Source organism: Luteolibacter luteus (assembly GCF_012913485.1).
GTDB classification, from domain to species: domain Bacteria; phylum Verrucomicrobiota; class Verrucomicrobiia; order Verrucomicrobiales; family Akkermansiaceae; genus Haloferula; species Haloferula lutea.
Map to the genome: position 1 here is coordinate 5,180,915 of NZ_CP051774.1, position 19,654 is coordinate 5,200,568.

At 61.7% G+C, this 19,654-nt stretch carries 16 protein-coding genes; 8 read left to right on the forward strand and 8 right to left on the reverse strand.

The window, feature by feature from the left end; translation table 11 throughout:
• Positions 1 to 51: 51 nt before the first annotated feature.
• The 3 genes from HHL09_RS21455 to nspC form a co-directional block, all read right to left on the reverse strand.
• Positions 52 to 2,553 carry a phosphatidylglycerol lysyltransferase domain-containing protein gene (locus HHL09_RS21455; RefSeq protein ID WP_169456699.1) on the reverse strand — a complete coding sequence of 834 codons (2,502 nt, stop codon included), beginning with the start codon at positions 2,551 to 2,553 and terminating at the stop codon, positions 52 to 54.
• Between the two features lie 84 nt (positions 2,554 to 2,637).
• A complete protein-coding gene (locus tag HHL09_RS21460; protein ID WP_169456700.1) occupies positions 2,638 to 2,925 on the reverse strand; it encodes a hypothetical protein in 288 nt (95 codons plus the stop codon).
• A 107-nt stretch (positions 2,926 to 3,032) separates the two neighbouring features.
• Positions 3,033 to 4,244, reverse strand: coding sequence for a carboxynorspermidine decarboxylase (gene nspC / locus HHL09_RS21465; RefSeq protein WP_169456701.1), 1,212 nt, complete (start codon positions 4,242 to 4,244; stop codon positions 3,033 to 3,035).
• A 44-nt stretch (positions 4,245 to 4,288) separates the two neighbouring features.
• Between nspC and HHL09_RS21470 the strand changes: the two genes are divergently transcribed.
• Positions 4,289 to 5,230 (forward strand): malate dehydrogenase, encoded by a 942-nt coding sequence (locus tag HHL09_RS21470; RefSeq protein WP_205760904.1) that lies wholly within the window; start codon positions 4,289 to 4,291, stop codon positions 5,228 to 5,230.
• Between the two features lie 267 nt (positions 5,231 to 5,497).
• Positions 5,498 to 9,289 (forward strand): glycoside hydrolase family 32 protein, encoded by a 3,792-nt coding sequence (locus tag HHL09_RS21475; RefSeq protein ID WP_169456702.1) that lies wholly within the window; start codon positions 5,498 to 5,500, stop codon positions 9,287 to 9,289.
• A 72-nt stretch (positions 9,290 to 9,361) separates the two neighbouring features.
• On the opposite strand, the gene HHL09_RS21480 is transcribed toward HHL09_RS21475, so the two are convergent.
• From HHL09_RS21480 to HHL09_RS21500, 5 genes are all read right to left on the reverse strand, one after another.
• Entirely contained in the window at positions 9,362 to 12,226 is a 2,865-nt protein-coding gene (locus tag HHL09_RS21480; RefSeq protein WP_169456703.1) for a WD40 repeat domain-containing serine/threonine-protein kinase, read from the reverse strand.
• A 49-nt stretch (positions 12,227 to 12,275) separates the two neighbouring features.
• The gene (locus HHL09_RS21485; protein WP_169456704.1) at positions 12,276 to 13,004 is read right to left on the reverse strand and encodes an RNA polymerase sigma factor; all 729 of its coding nucleotides are present in this window, start codon (positions 13,002 to 13,004) and stop codon (positions 12,276 to 12,278) included.
• A 336-nt stretch (positions 13,005 to 13,340) separates the two neighbouring features.
• Positions 13,341 to 14,564 (reverse strand): saccharopine dehydrogenase family protein, encoded by a 1,224-nt coding sequence (locus HHL09_RS21490; protein WP_169456705.1) that lies wholly within the window; start codon positions 14,562 to 14,564, stop codon positions 13,341 to 13,343.
• A 39-nt stretch (positions 14,565 to 14,603) separates the two neighbouring features.
• A complete protein-coding gene (locus HHL09_RS26790) occupies positions 14,604 to 14,870 on the reverse strand; it encodes a type II toxin-antitoxin system HicA family toxin (RefSeq protein ID WP_205760905.1) in 267 nt (88 codons plus the stop codon).
• On the reverse strand, positions 14,867 to 15,079 hold the full coding sequence (locus tag HHL09_RS21500) for a type II toxin-antitoxin system HicB family antitoxin (RefSeq protein ID WP_169456706.1): 213 nt from the start codon (positions 15,077 to 15,079) through the stop codon (positions 14,867 to 14,869). Before HHL09_RS21500 ends, HHL09_RS26790 begins: the two co-directional genes overlap by 4 nt.
• Positions 15,080 to 15,223: 144 nt before the next feature.
• On the opposite strand from HHL09_RS21500, the gene gspG reads away from it, so the two are divergent.
• From gspG to HHL09_RS21530, 6 genes are read left to right on the forward strand one after another with little or no spacing between them, the layout of a single operon-like run.
• Positions 15,224 to 15,661: a type II secretion system major pseudopilin GspG gene (gene gspG, locus HHL09_RS21505; protein ID WP_169456707.1), complete on the forward strand. Its 438-nt coding sequence runs from the start codon at positions 15,224 to 15,226 to the stop codon at positions 15,659 to 15,661.
• The gene (locus tag HHL09_RS21510) at positions 15,615 to 16,226 is read left to right on the forward strand and encodes a pilus assembly FimT family protein (RefSeq protein WP_169456708.1); all 612 of its coding nucleotides are present in this window, start codon (positions 15,615 to 15,617) and stop codon (positions 16,224 to 16,226) included. The genes gspG and HHL09_RS21510 overlap by 47 nt, the downstream gene beginning before the upstream one ends.
• A gap of 13 nt (positions 16,227 to 16,239) precedes the next feature.
• Complete coding sequence (locus HHL09_RS21515; protein ID WP_169456709.1) at positions 16,240 to 16,677, forward strand: prepilin-type N-terminal cleavage/methylation domain-containing protein; 438 nt, start codon at positions 16,240 to 16,242, stop codon at positions 16,675 to 16,677.
• The gene (locus tag HHL09_RS26440) at positions 16,674 to 17,471 is read left to right on the forward strand and encodes a prepilin-type N-terminal cleavage/methylation domain-containing protein (RefSeq protein WP_205760906.1); all 798 of its coding nucleotides are present in this window, start codon (positions 16,674 to 16,676) and stop codon (positions 17,469 to 17,471) included. The genes HHL09_RS21515 and HHL09_RS26440 overlap by 4 nt, the downstream gene beginning before the upstream one ends.
• Positions 17,468 to 18,403: a type II secretion system minor pseudopilin gene (locus HHL09_RS21525; RefSeq protein WP_169456710.1), complete on the forward strand. Its 936-nt coding sequence runs from the start codon at positions 17,468 to 17,470 to the stop codon at positions 18,401 to 18,403. Before HHL09_RS26440 ends, HHL09_RS21525 begins: the two co-directional genes overlap by 4 nt.
• Positions 18,400 to 19,644 (forward strand): PilN family protein, encoded by a 1,245-nt coding sequence (locus HHL09_RS21530; protein ID WP_169456711.1) that lies wholly within the window; start codon positions 18,400 to 18,402, stop codon positions 19,642 to 19,644. Before HHL09_RS21525 ends, HHL09_RS21530 begins: the two co-directional genes overlap by 4 nt.
• Positions 19,645 to 19,654: the final 10 nt, after the last annotated feature.

The window sequence follows — 19,654 nt, forward strand, 5'->3', positions numbered from 1 at the left end:
GCGGGAAAGAAGGGGCAAAGCGCCGGAAAATAAAGCGGTAATGCGAGAAAATTACGACTTCAGGAGCCCCCGGAATCCCCCCGGCAGGTGCACCGCCGCCACGGCGAGGCCGATCCGCGCCAGCAGGGTGCCCGGCGGATAGGCCAGATAGCGGCCTTGCCAAGCCGGGTGATACTTCCGTTTGAAGTCGAAAAGCGACTTGTAGCGGTAGAACCGGTCGAATTTCTCGAACAGGATTTTCACCTGCTTCTCCTCGCGCGAGAGTTGTGACGGATCTGTTTCCGTATTCGCCAAGGGTGCGCTGCCGAGGCTGATCTCTTCTACCTCCGAGGCGCGGAAGTGGTCGATGCTCTCGAGGATGAGGAAATCCATGATTCCTCCCGGAGATCCCCGGCCGCGCATGAGATCCAGCGAGCGGCCCTTGCCGCCGCCGTAAGGGCGCCAGGTGGCGAAACACTCGACCTGGCCATCGGCGAGGAGTGCGATGGCGCAGCCGTTCTGGCGGATGTCGGTGATGGAGAAGGCACCGAGGTCGAAGGTCATTTCGCCGCCACTTTTCTCCTTCAGCCAGCGCTCGGAGAGCAGGGCGAGCTGGGCCTCCAGACCGTGATCGATCCCTTGGCTGGCGTCGTACCAGCGAAAGGAGATGTTATCCTTCTTCGCCTTGTTCCGTGCGGTGCGCAGGTTCTGGAACTTGCCGCCCTGGGTGTGGAATTCGGCGAGAGGAATCCTTGCGTCCTCACCGACCTTGAAGGTGATGAGCTGACACTGCTCGTAGAGCGGGCGGGTCTCGTGGGAGGTGCCATAGAAAACCGGGGTCCAGTCCTGCTTGCGGCAGAAGGCGGTGAATTGGTCGATCAGCTCCCGCTTGAGTTCCGGAGCGCAAACGGGATCTGCAAGCGCGATGGCCATTTCCCGCCAGGAGGAATAGGCCACGAATCCCTCGCCGGATTCGTGGAAGAAGTAGCGCTTGTCCGTGAGCAGGGTGAAGGGGTCGCTGGGATCGGTACCATGGCGGGCCAGAATTTCCGCGGCGCGCTTGCGGTCTTCGTCGCAAGGTGTGGCCACGCGTTTTGCCAGCACCGGCCGCAATAGCAGGAAGAGGATGACGGCACCACAGCCGATGCCCGCGAGCCGGAGGCGATCGAGGAAGCGGGAGACATCCGGAGAGGAGGTGTCGAGCGAGTCGTCCATGCCGACCACGGCGGTCGATGCGGAGGTGAACGATCTTCCCCAATCCAGAGGCTCTGGCAGCTTTCCGGACTCTCCCAGTTCATGGACTCCGATGGTGCCGTAGATCACCAGAGCGAGGGCGACGAAGGGGGCGACCTTCAGCCCGAGGTTCAGTGAAGGTGCATCGGAGAGCGCGATGAATTCTTTCCGCCAGCGGATCAGGGGCAGGAGCAGGATCAGCGCAGCCGCCGAGTGATGCCAGTCGAAGGCGCGGATCATGTGCAGCAAGGCGGATGCCCCTAGCAGACCGGTGGTGAGCCACCATGCGGCGGTCTTTCTCCGTGAAATGCCGCGGGCGAGGCCGAGCAGGGAGATGCCGGAAAGCAGGAGCAGCAGGCGGCTGTCCTCACTGGCCCCGAGCGGGAACCACTGCTGCATCCAATCGATCACTTCCGGAGGCTTTGGCAGCATCGCTTCCACCAGGTTGATGATGCCGATGAGGACCACTGCCATCACCAGCAGGCGGATCGCATGGCGGCGTGAGAAGAGGAAGATCAGCACCAGCACCACGCTGAGCGCGGCCGCGGGCCAGAGAGGGGAGAGTCCGTAGGGCAGGACTTTGCTGACCTTGCTGGGGGCCATCGAGTCGTCACCGAGTAACCAGGCCAGCCCGTGTTGGAAGTAGGGACGGAAGTCGTCGTCCGGGCCGTTGAAGCCGTGATTCGAGCCCGGAACTTCGTAGAGTGCGGTGGCTTCGGGCAGGTTGTTGATCCATGCCGTGCTGGAAATGATGTCGCTGCTCCCTTGGAACTGGACGATCCGCAGCCCTTTCACGGCCTCGTTGAATTCATTCAGGCCGAAGGTGCCATCGCCGGTGGGGGCGATGCCCATCTCGTCCTTCAGCCGCAGGCCGTAGCGTCCGCGGGATCCGCAGGAGAAAAGCAGGAGTCCCTTCAGGTTCTCGGGGCGCTCGTTTCCGGCCGCGGCCACGGCTTGGGTGGCCCCCATCGACCAGCCGCCGTAGATCAGCGGGGTTCCTTCGGGCAGATCCATGGCCTTCGCCATGGCTGCGAAGTCATTGCCCAGCAGGTCCCCGTCGTAGTCGGTCTCGGCGTAGCTCCGGCAATTAAGCCCTGCCACACGCCACCCAGCTGCCTCGAACCACGCCGATACCGTATTTTCCCAGTCGTTCCAACCGCCGTCCCCGGAGGCGAAGACGATACCAGCAACCGGCTTCTCCGGTCCGCGGAAGAGGTGGATCTTGCCCGGACCCCGGGAGAGCTGGATGTCCTGGATTTCCTCGGCTGCCTTCAAGCAAGCACCCCAAGCCATCGCAAAAACGATGACGACCCGCAAAATCAGACGCGAAATGGAGACCATGGTCAGGAAGGGTCGGACCTCCCGCCCCATTCTACCGTCGAAGGCGGCGGATTCTGTCTAGTGGATCCTGTCAGGGGTGGCACGTCACGCCTGATCCCGGTCGCGGATGATCGTTTCCAGTTGTTCGATCCGCTGGGTCTCGGCGGTCTTTCTCAAGAGGTGCAGGACGAGGCCCACGAGGAAGGTCAGATTGCCGAATCCCGCGATCGTGTTCAGCCCGTGATAGAGGAGCATCCAATCATCAGAGGCCGGGTGACGGAAGATGTTTCCGATCCAAGGCGAGGCAATTGCCAAGATCGTCGCCATAGCCCCCACGATCGCGCCACAGAGTCCCATCCACGCCGCCGCGCCGCGATGACGGAAGAGTAGCAAGCCTGCCCAAATTGTCAGACTGCACACAATTAACTGGAAGAAAACGGATAGAATTCCAAAGAGGGTTAGCTGGACCATGTTCCTGATCCTCTAACCCGGTTCCGGATCTATGCCAAGCGGTCCCGGAAGTCCGGGTAGCCAAACTCCCGGACGGTTTCCAAGCGTCCATCCTCATGCTGGAAGACGATGGAAGGATGCGGCACGCCGTTGAAGGTGGTAGTCTTCACCATGGTGTAGTGCGCCATGTCATCGAAGACCAGAATGTCCCCTGGCTTCAACGGACGAGAGAAAGCGAAGTCACCGGTGACATCTCCGGCGAGGCAGGTAGGCCCGCCGAGGCGATAGACATGACCTTCGGATTCCTCGGATGCTTCATAAACCTCGCCATCGAACTGGACGGCGGGTGCCGTGATCTCGACGGGACGGGTCCGTTTGGCGGAGCCGTCCTTCTCCACAAGGAAGACATCAGGACGGTACGGCATCTCCAGTACGTCGGGCATGTGAGCGGTGGCGGAGATGTCCATGATCGCCAGCTTGTGGCCCGCGGACTCGAAGACATCGAGCACCTCCGAGCGCAGCACCCCGGTGTGGATCGCCCCGGCTTCTCCCGGTTCCAGCCAGACTTCCACGTCGTATTTCTCGCGGGTCTCGCGGACCTTCCGGATGAGGAGATCGCGATCGTAGAAGGGCTTCGTGATCCAATGGCCGCCGCCCATGTTCAGATACTTGAACTGAGGGGAGCGGAGCAGGTGGCCGAATTTTTTATCCACCGCCGCCAGCGTCTTTTCCAGATCATCGGAATTCTGCTCGCAGAGCGTGTGGAAGTGCAGGCCGGATAGTCCTGTTAGGTCCGCGCCTTCCAGTTGGTCCGCGGTGATGCCGAGGCGGGAGCCGGGCACGCAGGGATCGTAGAGGGCGGTCTGGCCGGTCGAGCACTGGGGGTTCACGCGGAGTCCGCAGTGCAGCTCGCCGGATTGGAAGCGCGGGTGAGCCACCACCATGTCCCGGAAGCGGAACCATTGGGACAGCGAGTTGAAATCCAGGTGATGGGAAAATTCGCAGAGCTGGCGGATGTCCTCCTCCTGATAGGCCGGGGAGTAGGTCACCACGTGCTTGCCGAAGTAATCGCGCGCCAGAAGCGCTTCCCAGAGGCCAGAGGCGCAGCAGCCGTCCAGATCCCCGCGGATGTATTCGAATGCCTTCCAACAGGAGAATCCCTTCAGCGCGAGCACGATCTTGCAACCGGCCTCATCGGCGGTTTCGCGGAGGATGCGGGAGTTGCGCTTCAGCGCCTCGATGGAAATGACAAAGGAAGCCACGCCCGGAAGATGAACAGCATTCACCGGACGTCCAACATCGAACGTTGAAGTTTCCGCCCGATGCGGAGAAGGAAAGACCGGTGAAAGTGACGATCGTTGGTCCGGGGACGGTGGGAATGGTGCTGGCCTACACGCTCATGCTGCGCGGGGCGGCACGGGAGATCGTGCTGGTGGGGGCGAACCGGACCAAAGCGGAGGGTGAGGCGATGGACCTGATGCACGCGCAGGCCTTTCTGCAGGTGCCCGTTTCCGTCAGGGCAGGGGACCTGGCCGATTGCGCGGGGAGCGAAGTGGTGGCCGTCTGCGCCTCCGTCCCGACGCCCGAGGGTCTGACGAGCCGGAATTCGCTGGCCGAGGGCAATGCCAATCTGATGCGCGAGATCCTGCCTCAGATCGCTTCGTGTGCCCCGCAAACGAAGCTTGTGATGATTTCCAATCCGGTGGACGTGCTCACCTGGCAGGCGCTGGAGATTACCGGCTTCCCGCCGGAGCGAGTGATGGGCACCGGCACGCTGGTGGATTCCATCCGCTTCCGCGAAATGCTTTCCGCTCTGATCGGGATCCATCCGGACGACCTGCGCGCCTACATTCTGGGCGAGCATGGAGAGCATCAATTTCCGGCCATGAGCGTCGCCCAAGCAGGCGGAGAAAAGATCGATGATACGCCGGAGCGCCGGGCCCTTTGCGACAAGGCGGCGCACGCGGGGATCGATGTTTTCCGAAAAAAGCGGAATACCTGCTACGCCATTGGCCAGGCGGCGGCATACATCATCGAATCCATCCTGCTGGATGAGCGCCGGACGGTGCCGATGAGCGTGAAGATCGACGGCTTTCTCGGTGTCGAGGGAGTGTGCCTGAGCCTGCCGGTGGTGGTCGGGAAAAACGGAGTCGAGCGAGTGCTGCACCCCGATCTCAATGTGATCGAGGCAGAGCAATTCCGCGTGGCGGCCCGGGCGGTGCGCGAGGTGATCGACGCAGTCTGCTGAAAAGTGCGGTAAGAGCAGCTTCTCCATGCTGCTAGTACAGGAACTATTCAGGTTTTCCCTTCTTTGTTCGTCCGGGCGAGGGATCAGGGCTCTCTTCGGACTGTCCTGAATGTTTCGGTCAGCCGCCTTTCTGCGGCGGATTTCCTGCGGCGCAAGCGCGGTGGCCGTGAAACGTTCAGGGTGGAAACCCCGAATCCTTGGCCCTGTCCGGATGTGATCCCCGCGGCCTCTGAACCCAAACTGCCGACCTTCTCGTCTCACTTGTCCATGAGTGTTTTTTTTCGCCCCGCACTCCTCGCCTCCCTTTCTTTCTCCCTTCTTCCAGCCGCGGCGGAGAGGGTGCTGCTCTTTCCAAACTCCGATTTCGAGGCGGGCACGCTGGCGAATTGGACCGCATCCGGAGATGCCTTCACCCGGCAACCGACCTTCGGGGACAACACGCTCGCGCGCGGCAACGTCTCCTGCGGAAAGCAAGGGGACTACTGGATCGGCACCTTTGAGAACTACGATGGGGTCACCGGGGCTCCGGGCAATGTCCGCGGTGACGGCGCGACTGGCACGCTGAGTTCCCAGTCATTCACGATCACAAAGCGCTATATCACCTTCCGCATGGGCGGCGGGAATCTTCCCGCTCAGGCCGGGGCGAAGTTGATTTGCGAAAGTCAGGAATATGCGCTGGGTACTGGCTTCAACAGCGAGGCGATGTTTCCCATCACCTTCGATGCCCAGGCCTTGATGGGCAAGACGGCGAGCATCGTGATCTTTGACAATGCCACCGGTGGCTGGGGACACATCAATGCCGATGACTTCGCCGCGAGCGATGAGCCTGCCGTTCCTTCGGACGGCGGCTTCATGCTGACTCCGGGGATCCCTGAAGCAGATGCGCCGATGGTGGGCTACGATCAGCCCTTGCGTCCGCAATTCCACTTCAGCTCGCGCCGGAACTGGCTGAACGATCCGAATGGCATGGTCTTTGATGGCCTGCACTATCACCTCTTCTTCCAACATAATCCGCTGGGGACGGGGTGGGGGAACATGACCTGGGGACACGCGATCAGCACGGACATGATGCACTGGCGGCAGCTTGATCACGCGTTGCTGCCGTACCAGGTCGATGGTCGCAGCGGAACGATCTACTCCGGCTCTACCGTGGTGGACCACAACAACAGCCTGGGTGTGCAGGTGGGAGCGCGAAAGACTCTTGTCTCCTTCTTCACCTACGCCAGCGAGCCGTTCTATCAGGCCATGGCCTATAGCACGGATGGCGGGGTCACTTGGAAGTATCACAACAACGGGCGCGCCGTCGTGCCAAACCAGGGCTTCGACAACGGCGAGCGAGACCCGAAGGTCTTTTGGCATGAAGCGTCCCAGCGCTGGGTGATGGTGCTGTGGGTGCAGAATAATCCGGGACGGGTGCGCTTCTTCACTTCCACCAACCTGAAGGACTGGACCTTCGCGTCCGACCTGCTGCGGAACTGGGCTTTCGAGTGCATGGACATGTTCCCGCTGCAGGTGGACGGGGATCCGGCGCAGACCAAATGGGTTATCTATGATGCGAGCTTCGACTATGAGATCGGGAGCTTCGATGGTGCCACTTTCACGACGGAGGCCGGACCTTTTCATGCAAGCCGCGGCAACTTCTATGCCGCGCAATCTTTCAACCAGGCCCCGAATGGCCGGGTGACACAGATCGGCTGGATGTTTGATGGGCCGGATTCCGCAGCGGCTTACGGGCTGCCTTACAACAAGCAGATGTCCTTCCCTTGCGATCTCACCCTGCGCACGACTCCTGCGGGCGTGAGGCTTTGCGCCCAACCGATTCCGGAGATCGCTTCGCTCGTCACCTCCACGCAGCAGGTGAGTTCGCAGATCCTGACACCAACAAGCAACCTGCTCGCGCAGATGGGGAACTTGGACCTCGTGGATCTCACGATCGAATTCGATCCCGGCACCGCCAGCCAGGTGATCCTGGACCTGCCACGAACCTCCGTGCGCTACGAGGCGGCAAGTGGTGTTTTCACCTTTACCGGAACGGATGGCAACCAAGCGGTGGCGATGGATGGAAGTTTCATGCCGCGCAATGGCCGGGTGAAGCTGCGCTTGCTACTCGATCGGCTCAGCCTTGAGACGTATGCCTTCGATGGCGAGAGCTTCGGTGCCCATTACATCAATCCGAGCAACGGGGCAGCGACGCCATCGCTGCGTTCGGTGGGGGGCAATGCCTTCGTGCATTCCCTGGTGGTGAAGTCGCTGGGTTCGGCGTGGCCGGTGGAGACACCGCTGGCAACGACGCTGGAGAATCCCGGCTTCGAACAGGGCATCCCGAGCGGAGCGACCTTCCGCACCGCTATTCCCGGGTGGAGCACCTTTGGTGATTGGTCGGATGCGGCGGGTGCCCTGGACGATAGCGGCGATGCCTTGTCCCAAGCCGCGGGCTATCCGGATTTCACGGGCCTTGGAGCAGCTTTGCTGAAGGCTCGCAATGGAGCGACCGAGAAAAGCGCAGGCATCTATCAATCGCTAGGGCGGGTGGCGCTGGCGGACTTGGGGAAGACCTACACGCTCAGTGCGGACCTCGGGGCCAGGATTCTTGATGGGGCCGGGAACTACTCCTACAGCGGAGATCTAACGGTGGCTTTCCGCAAGGGTGTGAATGGGGGGACCGGAGGAGAGCGGGGGACCCTGTTAGGGATGGCGGGTGTGAGATCAATCACCGCAGACGATGTGGCCTTGCCTTCGCTCGCCAGTGTGTCTCCGGTGACGACCACTGCGACCTTCACGCCGGGTATCGAGGACGTGGGTACCGAAGTCTTCGTTGTGATCGATCTGCGGAACACGGGATCGAGCGCCAGTGCCACAGACGGCGAGAAGGAATACCTCGCGGACAATGTCAGGCTGAATGCCGCGGCGGTTCCGCTGCCATCGGGGCCGATGGCTTACGAGGGTTTTGATTATCCGGATGGCAATGCGAGTCTTTCCGGCCGCAATGGCGGACAAGGTTGGGCTTCTGCCTGGCAGACCGTGGATGGCGGCAATGCGGATGTGACGGCAGGAAGCCTTACTCCTGCCGCCGCGCCAGCGGACTTTGCGGGGCGCTCGACCGGAAACAGCACCTCCTTGCCGAATGGCCGCCGTGTCGGTCGCGTCCTGGATACCTCACCTGCCGGGCCCTTTGGAGCACGTGGCTATCTTGATCCGAGCGGCCGCATAGGCAAGGACGGCACGACGCTGTATCTCAGCTTCCTCCAGCAACCGAATGGCACGACGCTTTTTTATGAGTTCGAGTTCCACCGCGACAATCTCGGCGACCCGGGCCGGATTGCCGGTATCGGGAATGATTCGCCGGGCGACAATGTGAACCTCCGCGCGCCAAACGGCACCCAGACCCTGATCGGAGAGGGGAATACCGGTGTAAACTTCTATGTCGTCCGCATCGACTTCAAGCCGGGCAACGATGACGTGCGCATCTATCGCAATCCGACCAGCAATACGGAACCCGGGGTCCCCACGCTGACCCGGCTTGATGCAGCGGACCTGTCTTTCAATGGCGTCTCCTTCGGGGCCTTCGTGAACGGTCGCACCGTGAAGCATGATGAGCTTCGCTTCGGTCGTTCGTGGCAGGAAGTCATCGGGATGGGCCCCTACAAAGCGTGGATCGGTTCGAAGGGCCTCGATGGCTCTACGGGGAAGGAAGATGGCTTCGAAGCGGATCCGGATGGCGATGGCATTGCGAACGGGCTGGAGTGGATTCTGGGAGGCAATCCCTTGGCAAGCGATGCCGCATCCTTGCTGTCTGGTCCTTCCCCGGATGCCGCTGCATTGACCCTTTCCTTCACACGGGACGAAGCCGCGCTCGGGGAAGTGGGCTTGGTCATCCAATATGCAAGCGATCCGGGTGGAACTTGGGCCACTGTTCCAATCACCAACGCAGGTGGGACCTACGAAGATGGTGTCACGGTATCCGTAGATCAGGCGGCGGATAGGATTACGGTCCGAATCCCGGTGAACAATGCGACGGGCAACAAACTCTTCGCGAGGCTGCGCGTGACCGAACCTTAGCATCTTCGTTACCTGCCGGGCTGCACGGGCGGGCGAAGAATCCGCCGGGGTGGACCATCGGCGCGGAGGGCCTTACTCCAGCTTCCAATCCATCCCCATCGTCTTCAGTTCCCTCTGCAGCTTGTCGAGATCCCAGACGACCACGCTGCCGTCTGCAGTGTGAAGTCCCAGAGACTTTCCGTCGCCGCTGAAACGCAGCGTAGGGGAGCCGATCTCCCCGGCATGATAGGGGACTTCCAGCTTCACGATTTCCGCCAAGTCGGCGCTGCGATGCAAGGTCACGCCGCGCCGTGTCGCGCTCGCTGCAAGCGTGCCTTGTGCATTCACGGTGAAAGCAAGCGGTGCAGGCCCATGCTGGAATCCGTCTTGCGTCCAGTCCGCGGTGTTCCAGCGGGTCATCGCACTTTGACCCCAGAGCCACAAGGTCCGGCCGTCATTAGTGAAGCTCGCTCCCAAGACCAAGCCGGGATGTTCCAGTGAATGCAGCAGTTTTCCCTCCGGCAGGCTCCAGGCCCGCGCGCCGTTTCGGCGGAAACTCCCGGTCACCGCGAGCTTTCCGTCCGCCGAGAATGCCGCGCAGAAGGGATCGGGCTGGGACAATCTCAAAGTCGTCTCGTCACGGGTGGAGCGGACGATGATCTGATCGTCGGCTTCGTTCGGTTGGTTTTGGGTGAGAGCAAGAAAGTTTGCCTTTGGATCGATGCCCACAAGCAAGGGGCCCGGACCGGAGTTCGCAGGCTCTGCTGCTCCGGGATCCGGCCATCCTGTCTGGCCACCCCGGATCGGGATCTTGCGGAGGCCCGTATTCCATCCGGAAAGCCAGAGCGCGGAAGCGTCCGGAGCGAGTGCGGTGGAGAGCCACTCCCTTTCGAGCTTCGGAAAGGTCGCGACCAAGCGGCCGGTCTGCATCGACCACAGGCGGCAGCCGCTTTCATCCACGGCACAAGCGATGCTGCCCTGATAGTCCAATTGGAGGCTCGGAATGTTTTCCGAGCGTGGTTCCGCGATGCCCGGTCCTAGGACCCGCACGCTCCGCGGCCAGTAGAAGCGGAAGATGTCCACCGCGCTGCCATCCGAGCGCCGCATGCTGAGGCTATTCCCGTCCTCCGACCACTCGACCGGGCCGGAATGCTCCGGCAGTCCGGTGAAGGTCAGCAGCTGTGCGGAACAACCCGCATGCCATACGCGCAGCATCCCATCGCGCGCAACGCTGACGAATTCCTGGCCATCCTTGCGGAACTTCACCGCTTCCAGATCCGCCTGATGACCGCTGAAGCGATGCAGCAATTGGCCGTGCTCGGTATTCCAGACATGAATGAGCCGGTTCTCGCTGCCGCCGGAAAGAAGCAGCTCCCCGAGCCAATCCATGCAAGTGATGGGATGATCGTGCGGCAATTCCCGGACAATCTTGCCAGTAGCGAGATCGAGGATCTCGATCATGCTTGCGGCTTTTTGTTCCACCTTCCGCGCGACCGCCAGGCGCTGACCCCGATCATCGAGATGAAAGAGCGGCTGAGTGGCAAACCCTCCGAGCCGGAAGATCTCCTTTCCGGTGGCGGTCTCCGTCACAAGCAGCGCGTCATCCTGATAGCGCGCCGTGCGGGTGCCGTCCGCGGAATTGAGGTCTTCTTTGATACTACCGCCGAGGACCGTTTTTTCCCAGATCACATCCGGCAAGGAAAGGTTGGCGATCGCCTCCTGCCGGATCTCGGGAGATGGCTCGATCTTCCATGCGTCTTGCAGGGCCTTGAATGCCTTCCGCTTGAAGCCGGCGGCGCCCTCCTGCCGTTGCTCCCGGGCATAAGAGAGCAAGGAGACCCGCTGCTCCTGAAGGTGCTCGCGGCGCGCCACGGCGAGCGATCCGACGATCAAGGTGCCACCTAACAGAACGGTGGTGGCGACCAGTGCGGCGACCCACGGCCGCCGCTGGCACCAGCGCCAGGCATGTCCCGCAGGGGAGAGCGGCCTGGCACGGATCGGCGCATTTGTTAGAAAGCGTCCAAGGTCCGCTGCCAGTTCTGAAGCTGAAGAATAGCGGCGCGCGGGATCCTTGCGCAGGCACTGGAGGCAGATGGTTTCCAGATCCCGCGGGACCGTCGGTGTCAGACGGCGCGGCGAGACCGGATCATCATCGCGGAGCTGCATGAGGATCGCGTCCAGTGTGGGTCCTTGAAAGGGGGGGCGACCGGTGAGCAGGTGATAGAGCAGCGCTCCGAGCCCATAGATATCAGTCCGCACGTCCGCATCGCCGCCAAGCGCTTGTTCAGGGGCCGCATAACTTGGCGACCCGAGGACTTGCCCGGTGCGGGTGATCCCGGTCTTGCCACCATCGCCGGATAGGAGCCGCGCGATCCCGAAGTCGGTCACGTGCGGCTGTCCGGTTTGATCCAAGAGGATATTGGATGGCTTCAGGTCACGATGCAGCACGCCCTTCTGATGAGCATGCTGGACGGCATCTGCCACCCGGAGCAGACAGCCTGCTGCCTGCCGGGCTTCCATGGGATGTTCCCGCACGATCTCTTCCAAGCTCTTGCCCGAGACGTGCTCCATGCTGAACCAGGGCACGCCTTCGTCATCTCCCACGTCAATGATGCGGACGATGCCGGGATGTTGCAGGCGTGCTGCAGTCTGTGCTTCGCGGAGAAATCGTTCGCGCTCTTCCGGGCCTGCAAACTTGGCCTGCAGCAGCACCTTCACCGCGACCACCCGGTCGAGCAGAGGTTGCCGGGCGCGGTAGACCACGCCCATGCCGCCGCGGCCGATTTCCTCGTAGAGCTCGAACCCGGCGAGGCGCATCCAAGGTGAGGCCTCCCCGGAGTCAGGAACCATTTCCTCATCTGAAAAGGTGAGCGCAAAGAGGCAGCGGGGGCAGTGCTCGCCCGAGAGGGGACTGCCACAGGTCGGACAGGCACCGGCGGCTGCGCTGGGGGCGGACATCGCTTCCTTTACTCCGCTTTTATCCACGGCGATTACACAAATTCGTGTCTCAGGCACCGAGCGCCGCCGCGAGTGCGCGCAACTCTTCATCCACCATCCGCCGATCTGGAAGACCGGCTGCCACCTCTGCCCGCACCATTTCCCGGAAATCGCCGCGCAGGCGGTGCACTGCCACCGCCACGCTCCGGGCGTGGATGCCCAGTGCGCTCGCTGCGGTCTCGTACTCGCCGGCACCGGCCTCGCGGGACAGGAAGGGACTGAGGGCTTGGAAGAGCTTGGCCCGGCCGGTGGTCTCGCATTCTTCCTCCAGCCGTTCCAAGGCGGCCTGCATCACCGCGTGGGCCCATTTCTTCTCGAAGAGGGACTCCGGGGTGTCTTGGGTGGCGGGTTCCTTGCCAAACCAGCGTTCCGCCTCCACTGAATCGAGCGGGACTGGAGTCTCGCCACCGCCCCGCTTGCCTGCGGTCTCATGACGGTGCCGGTTTGCGAGGAAGTTCTTCAGGATGGTGATAAGCAGGGTGCTGAAGCGGGTATCCCGCTGCTCGACCTTGGAGAGCCAATCCTGCTCGATGAGCTTGGCAAAAAAAGCTTGGGTGAGGTCCGCGGCGTCTTCCGGGGAGTCCCCGCGCCGCCGGATGAAGGCGTATACCGGGTACCAGTAGTTCCGGGTGAAGTGGTTCCATGCCTCGTCCCGGCCGCTATCGTCCCCGGCTCCTCCCATGATGGTCCAGCGTGTCGTGCAGAAACGCGGGGAAGAGTTGATATCCTCATGGGTCATGGCGCGGACGGGGGAAAATCGGACGGGGGGTTCCCATTTGTTAGCATGCTCCGGCCTTCTCCGCCAGTGCCGGAAGACTGGTTTCGAACCGATTCGGAAGATTTTGGAGATTTTTCGTAATCCCGGACGGTCTTCCGGGTGGAATCTCATTGGAAGGCTGCTCTCCCCCAAGCCCAGCTTTGCCCGTTTTTCCCCTCCCGGCCTGCCTCGATCGATCCGCTCTCCCTCCCACGGATTGACGAGGCAGGCCCGAAATTTTTTCGGGAGTCGGCGCAGAGACGAAAAAGGCCACCGGCGAACCGGTGGCCTAGGAAACTAGCTATTGAGCTTTGGCGCTCAGGCAACTTGGAAGCCGGCAGCCTGTTCGGGCGTGAGCTCGATATATTGCCAAGGGAGGCCGTGGACGTTCAGGTCGGCCATGAAGGAGTCCGGATCGTATTGCTCCATGTTCCAGACGCCCGGCTTGCGCCATTTTCCTTCCAGCATCTGCTTGGCGCCGATCATGGCGGGCACGCCGGTGGTGTAGGAGATGGCCTGGCTGCCGACTTCGGCGAAGCAGGCCTCGTGGTCGCAGATATTGTAAATGTAGATCGCCTTCTGCTTCCCGTCCTTGATGCCGGTGATGACATTGCCGATGCAGGTCTTGCCCTTGGTCGTTTGGCCGAGCTCGCCGGGGTCTGGCAGGACGGCCTTCAGGAACTGGAGCGGGATGATTTCCACGCCGTTGTAGACCACGGGGTCGATGCGGGTCATGCCGACGTTTTGCAGCACTTCAAGATGCTTCAGGTAGTTCGGCGAGAAGCTCATCCAGAACTGGGCGCGCTTGATCGTCGGGATGTGCTTCACGAGCGATTCCAGCTCCTCGTGATACATCCGGTAGATTTCATAGGTGCCGACGCCATCCGGGCAGGTGAAGGCCTGGTGCTTCGACATCGGCGCGGTTTCGACGAATTGGCCATCTTCCCAGTGGCGGCATTCGGCGGTCACCTCGCGGATGTTGATTTCCGGGTTGAAGTTGGTGGCGAAGGCCTTGCCGTGGTTGCCCCCGTTCACGTCGATGATGTCCAGGGTGTGGATCTCGTCGAAGTGGTGCTTGAGCGCCCATGCGGTGAAAACATTGGTCACGCCCGGGTCGAAGCCGGAGCCGAGCAGGGCGGAACGGCCTGCAGCGAGCCACTGGTCCTGGAGTGCCCACTGCCAGGAGTATTCGAACTTCGCGACGTCCTTCGGCTCGTAATTTGCGGTGTCGAGGTAGTCGACCCCCGCTGCAAGGCAGGCCTCCATGATGGTCAGGTCCTGATAGGGGAGGGCCACATTGATCACCAGAGAAGCGCCGGTCTTGCGGATCAGCTCGGCGGTTTGAACCGGATTGTCGGCGTCCACCTGGGCAGTGGCGATGTCCCGGCCGGTGCGCTTCTTCACTTCTGCAGCGATCGCGTCACACTTTGATTTCGTGCGGGATGCGAGGGTGATTTCACCGAAAACCTCGGGAACCATGGCGCATTTGTGGGCGACGACGCTGCCGACGCCTCCGGCGCCGATGAGAAGGACCTTGTTCATGGGAAGATAGCTGGGGAAGGGGTGGGGGAAAGGGGCTTGCTAGGCAAGGATTTCCCGGTGACTCAGATGTCCAACATTCGGATCAGCTCCGTCACTGAAACCTGATGATGCGACGCGAGGCTCTTCAGGATTCCGGGCCAAAGTTCCGGTTTTCAGCGGTTGATGCAGCGGGATCGTTTCGTGATGTTCCCCGTTTTGCGAAGTCGTCACTCGCACATGGGAGCCTTTCTGGCGCGTGATCTCGTAGCCAAGGGGCTTGAGAGCACGGATCAACGCAGCTCCGTCGATATCCCGGGGTAATTTCATGCCGGGATCACTTCGTCCCGGACGAAGTGCAGGCGGATCATCTTGGGCGCGACCGCTTGGTCGTCAAAGTGGCAAGCGACTGCCTCACGAAGTGCGGATTTTAGTTCGTCGATCGTTTCTGCTTGGGTGTGAATGCCGTAACCTAGCGCGGAGGCGCTGTAGCCGCCTTCGATTGGATCCTCGGCGATCTCAAAAATGATCTCTTGCACGCGCTGAACCTAGCTTCTCCGGCGGTTGGATTCAATCCCTGAACCTCCGGGTGCCGGGAGGCTCAGATTTTCCAGACAACTTTTGCTCCCCGCGGTGTTCTCTCCTGCGTAAGGCTTCTTCCAAGCAACCGGGCCATACATTCAATGAAATACCAACGCTCCATCCGCAAGCGCCTCGCCGCAGGTTTCACCCTGCTTGAAATGGTTATCGTCCTTGGAATCATCGCCGTGCTTCTCGGCGGCTCGATCGCCCTGATCGGCGGTGTGGGTGACGGTGCCAAGCTGCAGCGCGTTTCCGCTGACTTCAATGCGATCGGCTCGTCGCTAAAGACTTACAAGATCAACGCGGGCACCTACCCGACCACTTCCCAAGGTCTCGACGCCTTGGTGACCAAGCCGACCAGCACCCCGGTGCCGAAGCGCTGGACGCAGGTGCTCAAGAAGCTGCCGCAGGATCCGTGGATGCAGAACTACACCTACAAGTTCCCCGGTACCAAGGATCCGAGCGAATTCGAAATCTTCAGCAACGGCAAAGATGGCATCCAAGGCACGGATGATGACCTCAGCAGCCAGGACGAGTAATCGCCATGCGGGGAGCGGCTTCACGCTCCTCGAAATGGTGATCGTCCTCCTCGTTATCGCCCTGTTGGGCGGCAGCGCGGTCGGCCTGATGCTCATCTCCGACGACGAGCGGGCTCTCAATCGTGCCTCCGTGGAAGTGGAGGTTCTCGCCAAGCGAGCCCGCACCGTCGCCGCCCTGCAGCAACGTCCTTACGCCCTCGAGTTCACCAATAACACCGTGAGCTTGATGCCCCTCGCCGAAGCCTCGCTCGAACCCGGTGACCGGGAAAAGGCGTTGGCCGCCCAGCAGGAGGCGGCGGAAGCAAACCCCGATATGGTGGTCAAGGGCTTCGCCCCGGTTCATGCCGGGTGGGAGCTGGACCCGGACATGCGGATCTTCGTCCGCCGCTGGGCCACCGAGGAGTGGATTTCCGTGAGCGGAGAACTCCGCCAGGTCTGGCGCTTTGATCCGGAAGGCTTTTGCGAACCGGTCGGCGTGCGGATCGAGCGGGGTAAAAGCTGGAAAGAAAACGAATTCCATCCCCTGACCGGCGGCATCCGGGATTCGACGATGGAGGCTTACTGAATTTCCTGGAAACATGCGACTCAACCCGAACAGCGGCCGCAAGCAGCGGCAAAGGCGATCAGGCTTCCTCCTGCTGGAAGTGCTGCTCGCCCTCGGCGTGTTCGGGATTGCCGCTACCGGCTTCGCCGTGGCGCTGCACCGAACGGCGGATCTGGCCTCGCTATCCCAGCGGGAAGTGAAGATCACCCGCCTGCTGGAAAGCGCCCTCGCCGAGGCAATGTCCTACCCGGTGCTGGAGGAGGGGACGACCTCCGTCTCCATCCCGGAGATGTCCGAGTATGAAATGCGGGTCGATACGACCATCGAGCTGCTGCCGGAGATCGAGAACGAAGACGGGCAGCTCCTTCAGGAGATGTACCGCGTGGAGGTAAAGGCCCTCTGGTTCGAAAATGCCGTGATGCAGGAGCAGAGCGCGGAAACCTGGCGCTACTCGCGCCTTTATCAGCCATGAGACTTGTCCGTCATGTCCCGTCCCGGCGCCGCGGCTTCACTTTGCTGGAGCTGGTGCTCGCGTTGCTGGTTATGGCGATCCTGACCGGGATGATTTTCAAGACCGCCTCGGGCAGCATGGAGCTGAGCAATACCGTGGTGAAGCGCCAGAACGAGGAAAGCGTCCAGTCCGCGTTCTTCGAGCTGCTCGGGCGCCGCTTGAGCGCCCTGCCGGGGAATACCCGCATGGAACTCGCTTCGACCGATGCGGGCAGCCACTACCTTTCCGATTTAACCCTTCAGAATGTCCCCCTTGGCTTCAGCTGGGGCGGTGCGGAGAAGATCCCGAAGGCGATCAAGCTTTCCACGGTCCAGCGCCGCGATGGCTATCTGGACATCGTGCTGCGCTACTACGAGGAGGAGATCCTCGAGGACAGCGACAATCAGAACACCAACGAGGATCTCGAGCCCTTCGCCGAGGTTGTCTTGCTGGAAGACGTGCGCACCTTCGAGTGGCGCGTGCTGGATGGCCGGACCATGGAGTGGAACTACGACTGGGATCTGGTCGGTCGCCTGCCACTCCAGATGGAACTCACCATCGCCATGGGGGCTGAAGGCGAGTTCATGCGCCAGATTTTCTGGATCACCCCGAAGCAGGACCCGGAGGTCATGATGCGCCAGCTCCAGCAGCAGGCGGCGACCGGTCAGGGTGGCGGTGGCGGTGGCGGTGGCGGTGGCGGTGGCGGTGGCGGCGGCGGCGGCGGCGGCGGCGGCGGCGGCGGCGGCGAGGGGCCCATAATCAGAAATCCCAGGTGAAGTTCAAATCCACCAGATCAAGAAACCGAGGCTCCGCGCTTATCGCGGTGCTTTTCCTGATTGCGATCCTCGCGATGGCCTCCATCACGGCTATCCGGGTGGTGTCCTTTGACGTCGATCTGGCGGGAGCCCAAGTCCACGGCTTCCGTGCCCGGCAGCTTGCGGAGATGGGTATCGCCATCGCGGCGAATCCCGTGGTGAAGCGCTCGGATCCCTTGCTTCGCCACCTTTCGGAAGAAGATGGCGAAGGCTTCGAGGCCCGCATCATTTCCGAAGGCGAGAAGTTCAATATCAACGCCATCATCCTTCGCCAGGATGAGCAGCTTATGAAGTCCATGTTCATGGACTGGGGGCTGGATCTGGATCAGGCTCAAGAGCTTTCCGATGCCTTGATCGACTGGGTCGACGGCAATGACGAGGTGGGGCTCAACGGTGCGGAGTCGGAATGGTACACCGCTCAGGGACACCTCAACCAACCTTTCAACCGTCCCTTCTATGACCTGGAGGAGATGCGGATGGTGCGCGGGATGGATCTCGTGGAGGCGCTCAAGCCGGACTGGCGGAACTGGTTCACCATTTGGAGCTCCGGTGCTCTGGATCTGAACGAAGCGCCCGCCGAACTGATTGCCGCTGCCGCGGAGATCACCGTCGAGGAAGCCAACGTGATCCCGGAGACCGTACGCGGGGCCGATGGCATCCGCGATACGGATGACGACAAGCCCTTTCAGGATGTGAATACCGCGCTTGCACTTATGGGCGTGGATACCACCCTCAGCCCGCAAGTCGCGCAACGATTCACAGTCAATGACACGACCACCCGTCTCGAGAGCATCGGGTCGGTGGCCGGAGCGAAACGAAAAATCACGGTGATCGTGCGCAACCGCACGGGCCGACCGGCGGTTTTGGAACGAACCGAGGAAGTAATCCCTTGAGCAAACAACAGGAAACGACACTGCTGGTCCCGGGTGCCCGGGGCTGGGAAATCTGGAAGCAGTCGAGCGCCGGGGGATTCGCCCTCCAGTCGGCGGATGGACCCGCGCGTGCCTCTGACTTGGCCAATATCCCCGGTGGTCACCTGGTGATGCTTTTCCCGGTGCGTGGCATGCATGCCATGCCTTTCAAGGCCTCTAGCTCGGATGAATCGCTTTTTGAGGACCTTGCCGGGATGCATGCCGAGCGCCTTGGCGTCCGAGCGGACCCGATGGCCGGGCAATTGTCGGACACCTTCGTCGTTACGAAGGATGAGGAGACCGCCACGCTGTTGTGTGTGGTGCTGAAGTCCCCCGGCGATGGCGATTTGCCGCCCCGTAGCCCGAAGGAATTCGATATCTCCCCGCGCAGCTATGCGGTGCAGGGCGAGAAGATCGCGGTGTGGAAGGAATTCGACCGCTGGGTCTTCGCCTTCTACCGCGGTGGGAAATTGCTTTATTCGCAGGCTACCTCCAGCACAGCTCCCGCTCCGGATGCGTCTTGCTTGCGGGAAATCCAGCTGGCGCTCGGCCAGATGGCGATCCAAGGCTTGGCACTGCGGCCCGAACTGATCCACGTGTGGTCTCCGGAAGGGGATGCAGGTGACGCGGGTAGCTTGGCGACCGAGCTAGGCATTCCGGCGAAAGTCAGCCCTCGTCCCGAGCCAAGCCTCGCGGAGCCGCGCAGCAAGCTGCTTCCCGCGGACGTGCGTGCCGCCCGCCGTGCTGCCCGCCAGCGTGCGCAGAAGATGGCTGCCGCTGCCGCCGTGCTGCTTGCCTACCTCGGCGTGGCGGGCTGGTTCGGTTTCGGCCTTTGGAAGGATCACCGGAAGATCAAGGAACTGAATGCCGAAGCGGAGCAAATCGCTCCCAAGGCGGAGATTGCGAACTACGAGGAACACCTCCAGCTCTGGAACGAGTTGGATCCTGTCGTGAACAAGGACAAGTATCCCGTCGAAATCATGTTCCGGGTCGCGAAGGCGATCCCCATGGGCAGCGGGCTGCGCCTGAAGACCGCGGAAATCACCGGCGGCGATATCCGCCTGGTAGGCGAGGCGAAGGAGCCAGCCCCGATTTCCACCTTCGACCTGAACCTGAAAAAGTCCTCCTACGGTCTCTCCCACTACACTTGGGAGACTCCGCCGGCTTCGAACAGCTCCAAGGGCTGGGACTTCCAGTTCAACGGCACTCTCGCCGAGAAATAAGCGACTCCTT

Bases quoted from the DNA above. Each gene is read 5' to 3' on its own strand.
- HHL09_RS21455 (WP_169456699.1), bottom strand. From the start codon at position 2,553: ATGGTCTCCATTTCGCGTCTGATTTTGCGGGTCGTCATCGTTTTTGCG.
- HHL09_RS21475 (WP_169456702.1), top strand. From the start codon at position 5,498: ATGAGTGTTTTTTTTCGCCCCGCACTCCTCGCCTCCCTTTCTTTCTCC.
- HHL09_RS21480 (WP_169456703.1), bottom strand. From the start codon at position 12,226: ATGTCCGCCCCCAGCGCAGCCGCCGGTGCCTGTCCGACCTGTGGCAGT.
- HHL09_RS21485 (WP_169456704.1), bottom strand. From the start codon at position 13,004: ATGACCCATGAGGATATCAACTCTTCCCCGCGTTTCTGCACGACACGC.
- HHL09_RS21490 (WP_169456705.1), bottom strand. From the start codon at position 14,564: ATGAACAAGGTCCTTCTCATCGGCGCCGGAGGCGTCGGCAGCGTCGTC.
- HHL09_RS26790 (WP_205760905.1), bottom strand. From the start codon at position 14,870: ATGAAATTACCCCGGGATATCGACGGAGCTGCGTTGATCCGTGCTCTC.
- gspG (WP_169456707.1), top strand. From the start codon at position 15,224: ATGAAATACCAACGCTCCATCCGCAAGCGCCTCGCCGCAGGTTTCACC.
- HHL09_RS21510 (WP_169456708.1), top strand. From the start codon at position 15,615: ATGGCATCCAAGGCACGGATGATGACCTCAGCAGCCAGGACGAGTAAT.
- HHL09_RS21515 (WP_169456709.1), top strand. From the start codon at position 16,240: ATGCGACTCAACCCGAACAGCGGCCGCAAGCAGCGGCAAAGGCGATCA.
- HHL09_RS26440 (WP_205760906.1), top strand. From the start codon at position 16,674: ATGAGACTTGTCCGTCATGTCCCGTCCCGGCGCCGCGGCTTCACTTTG.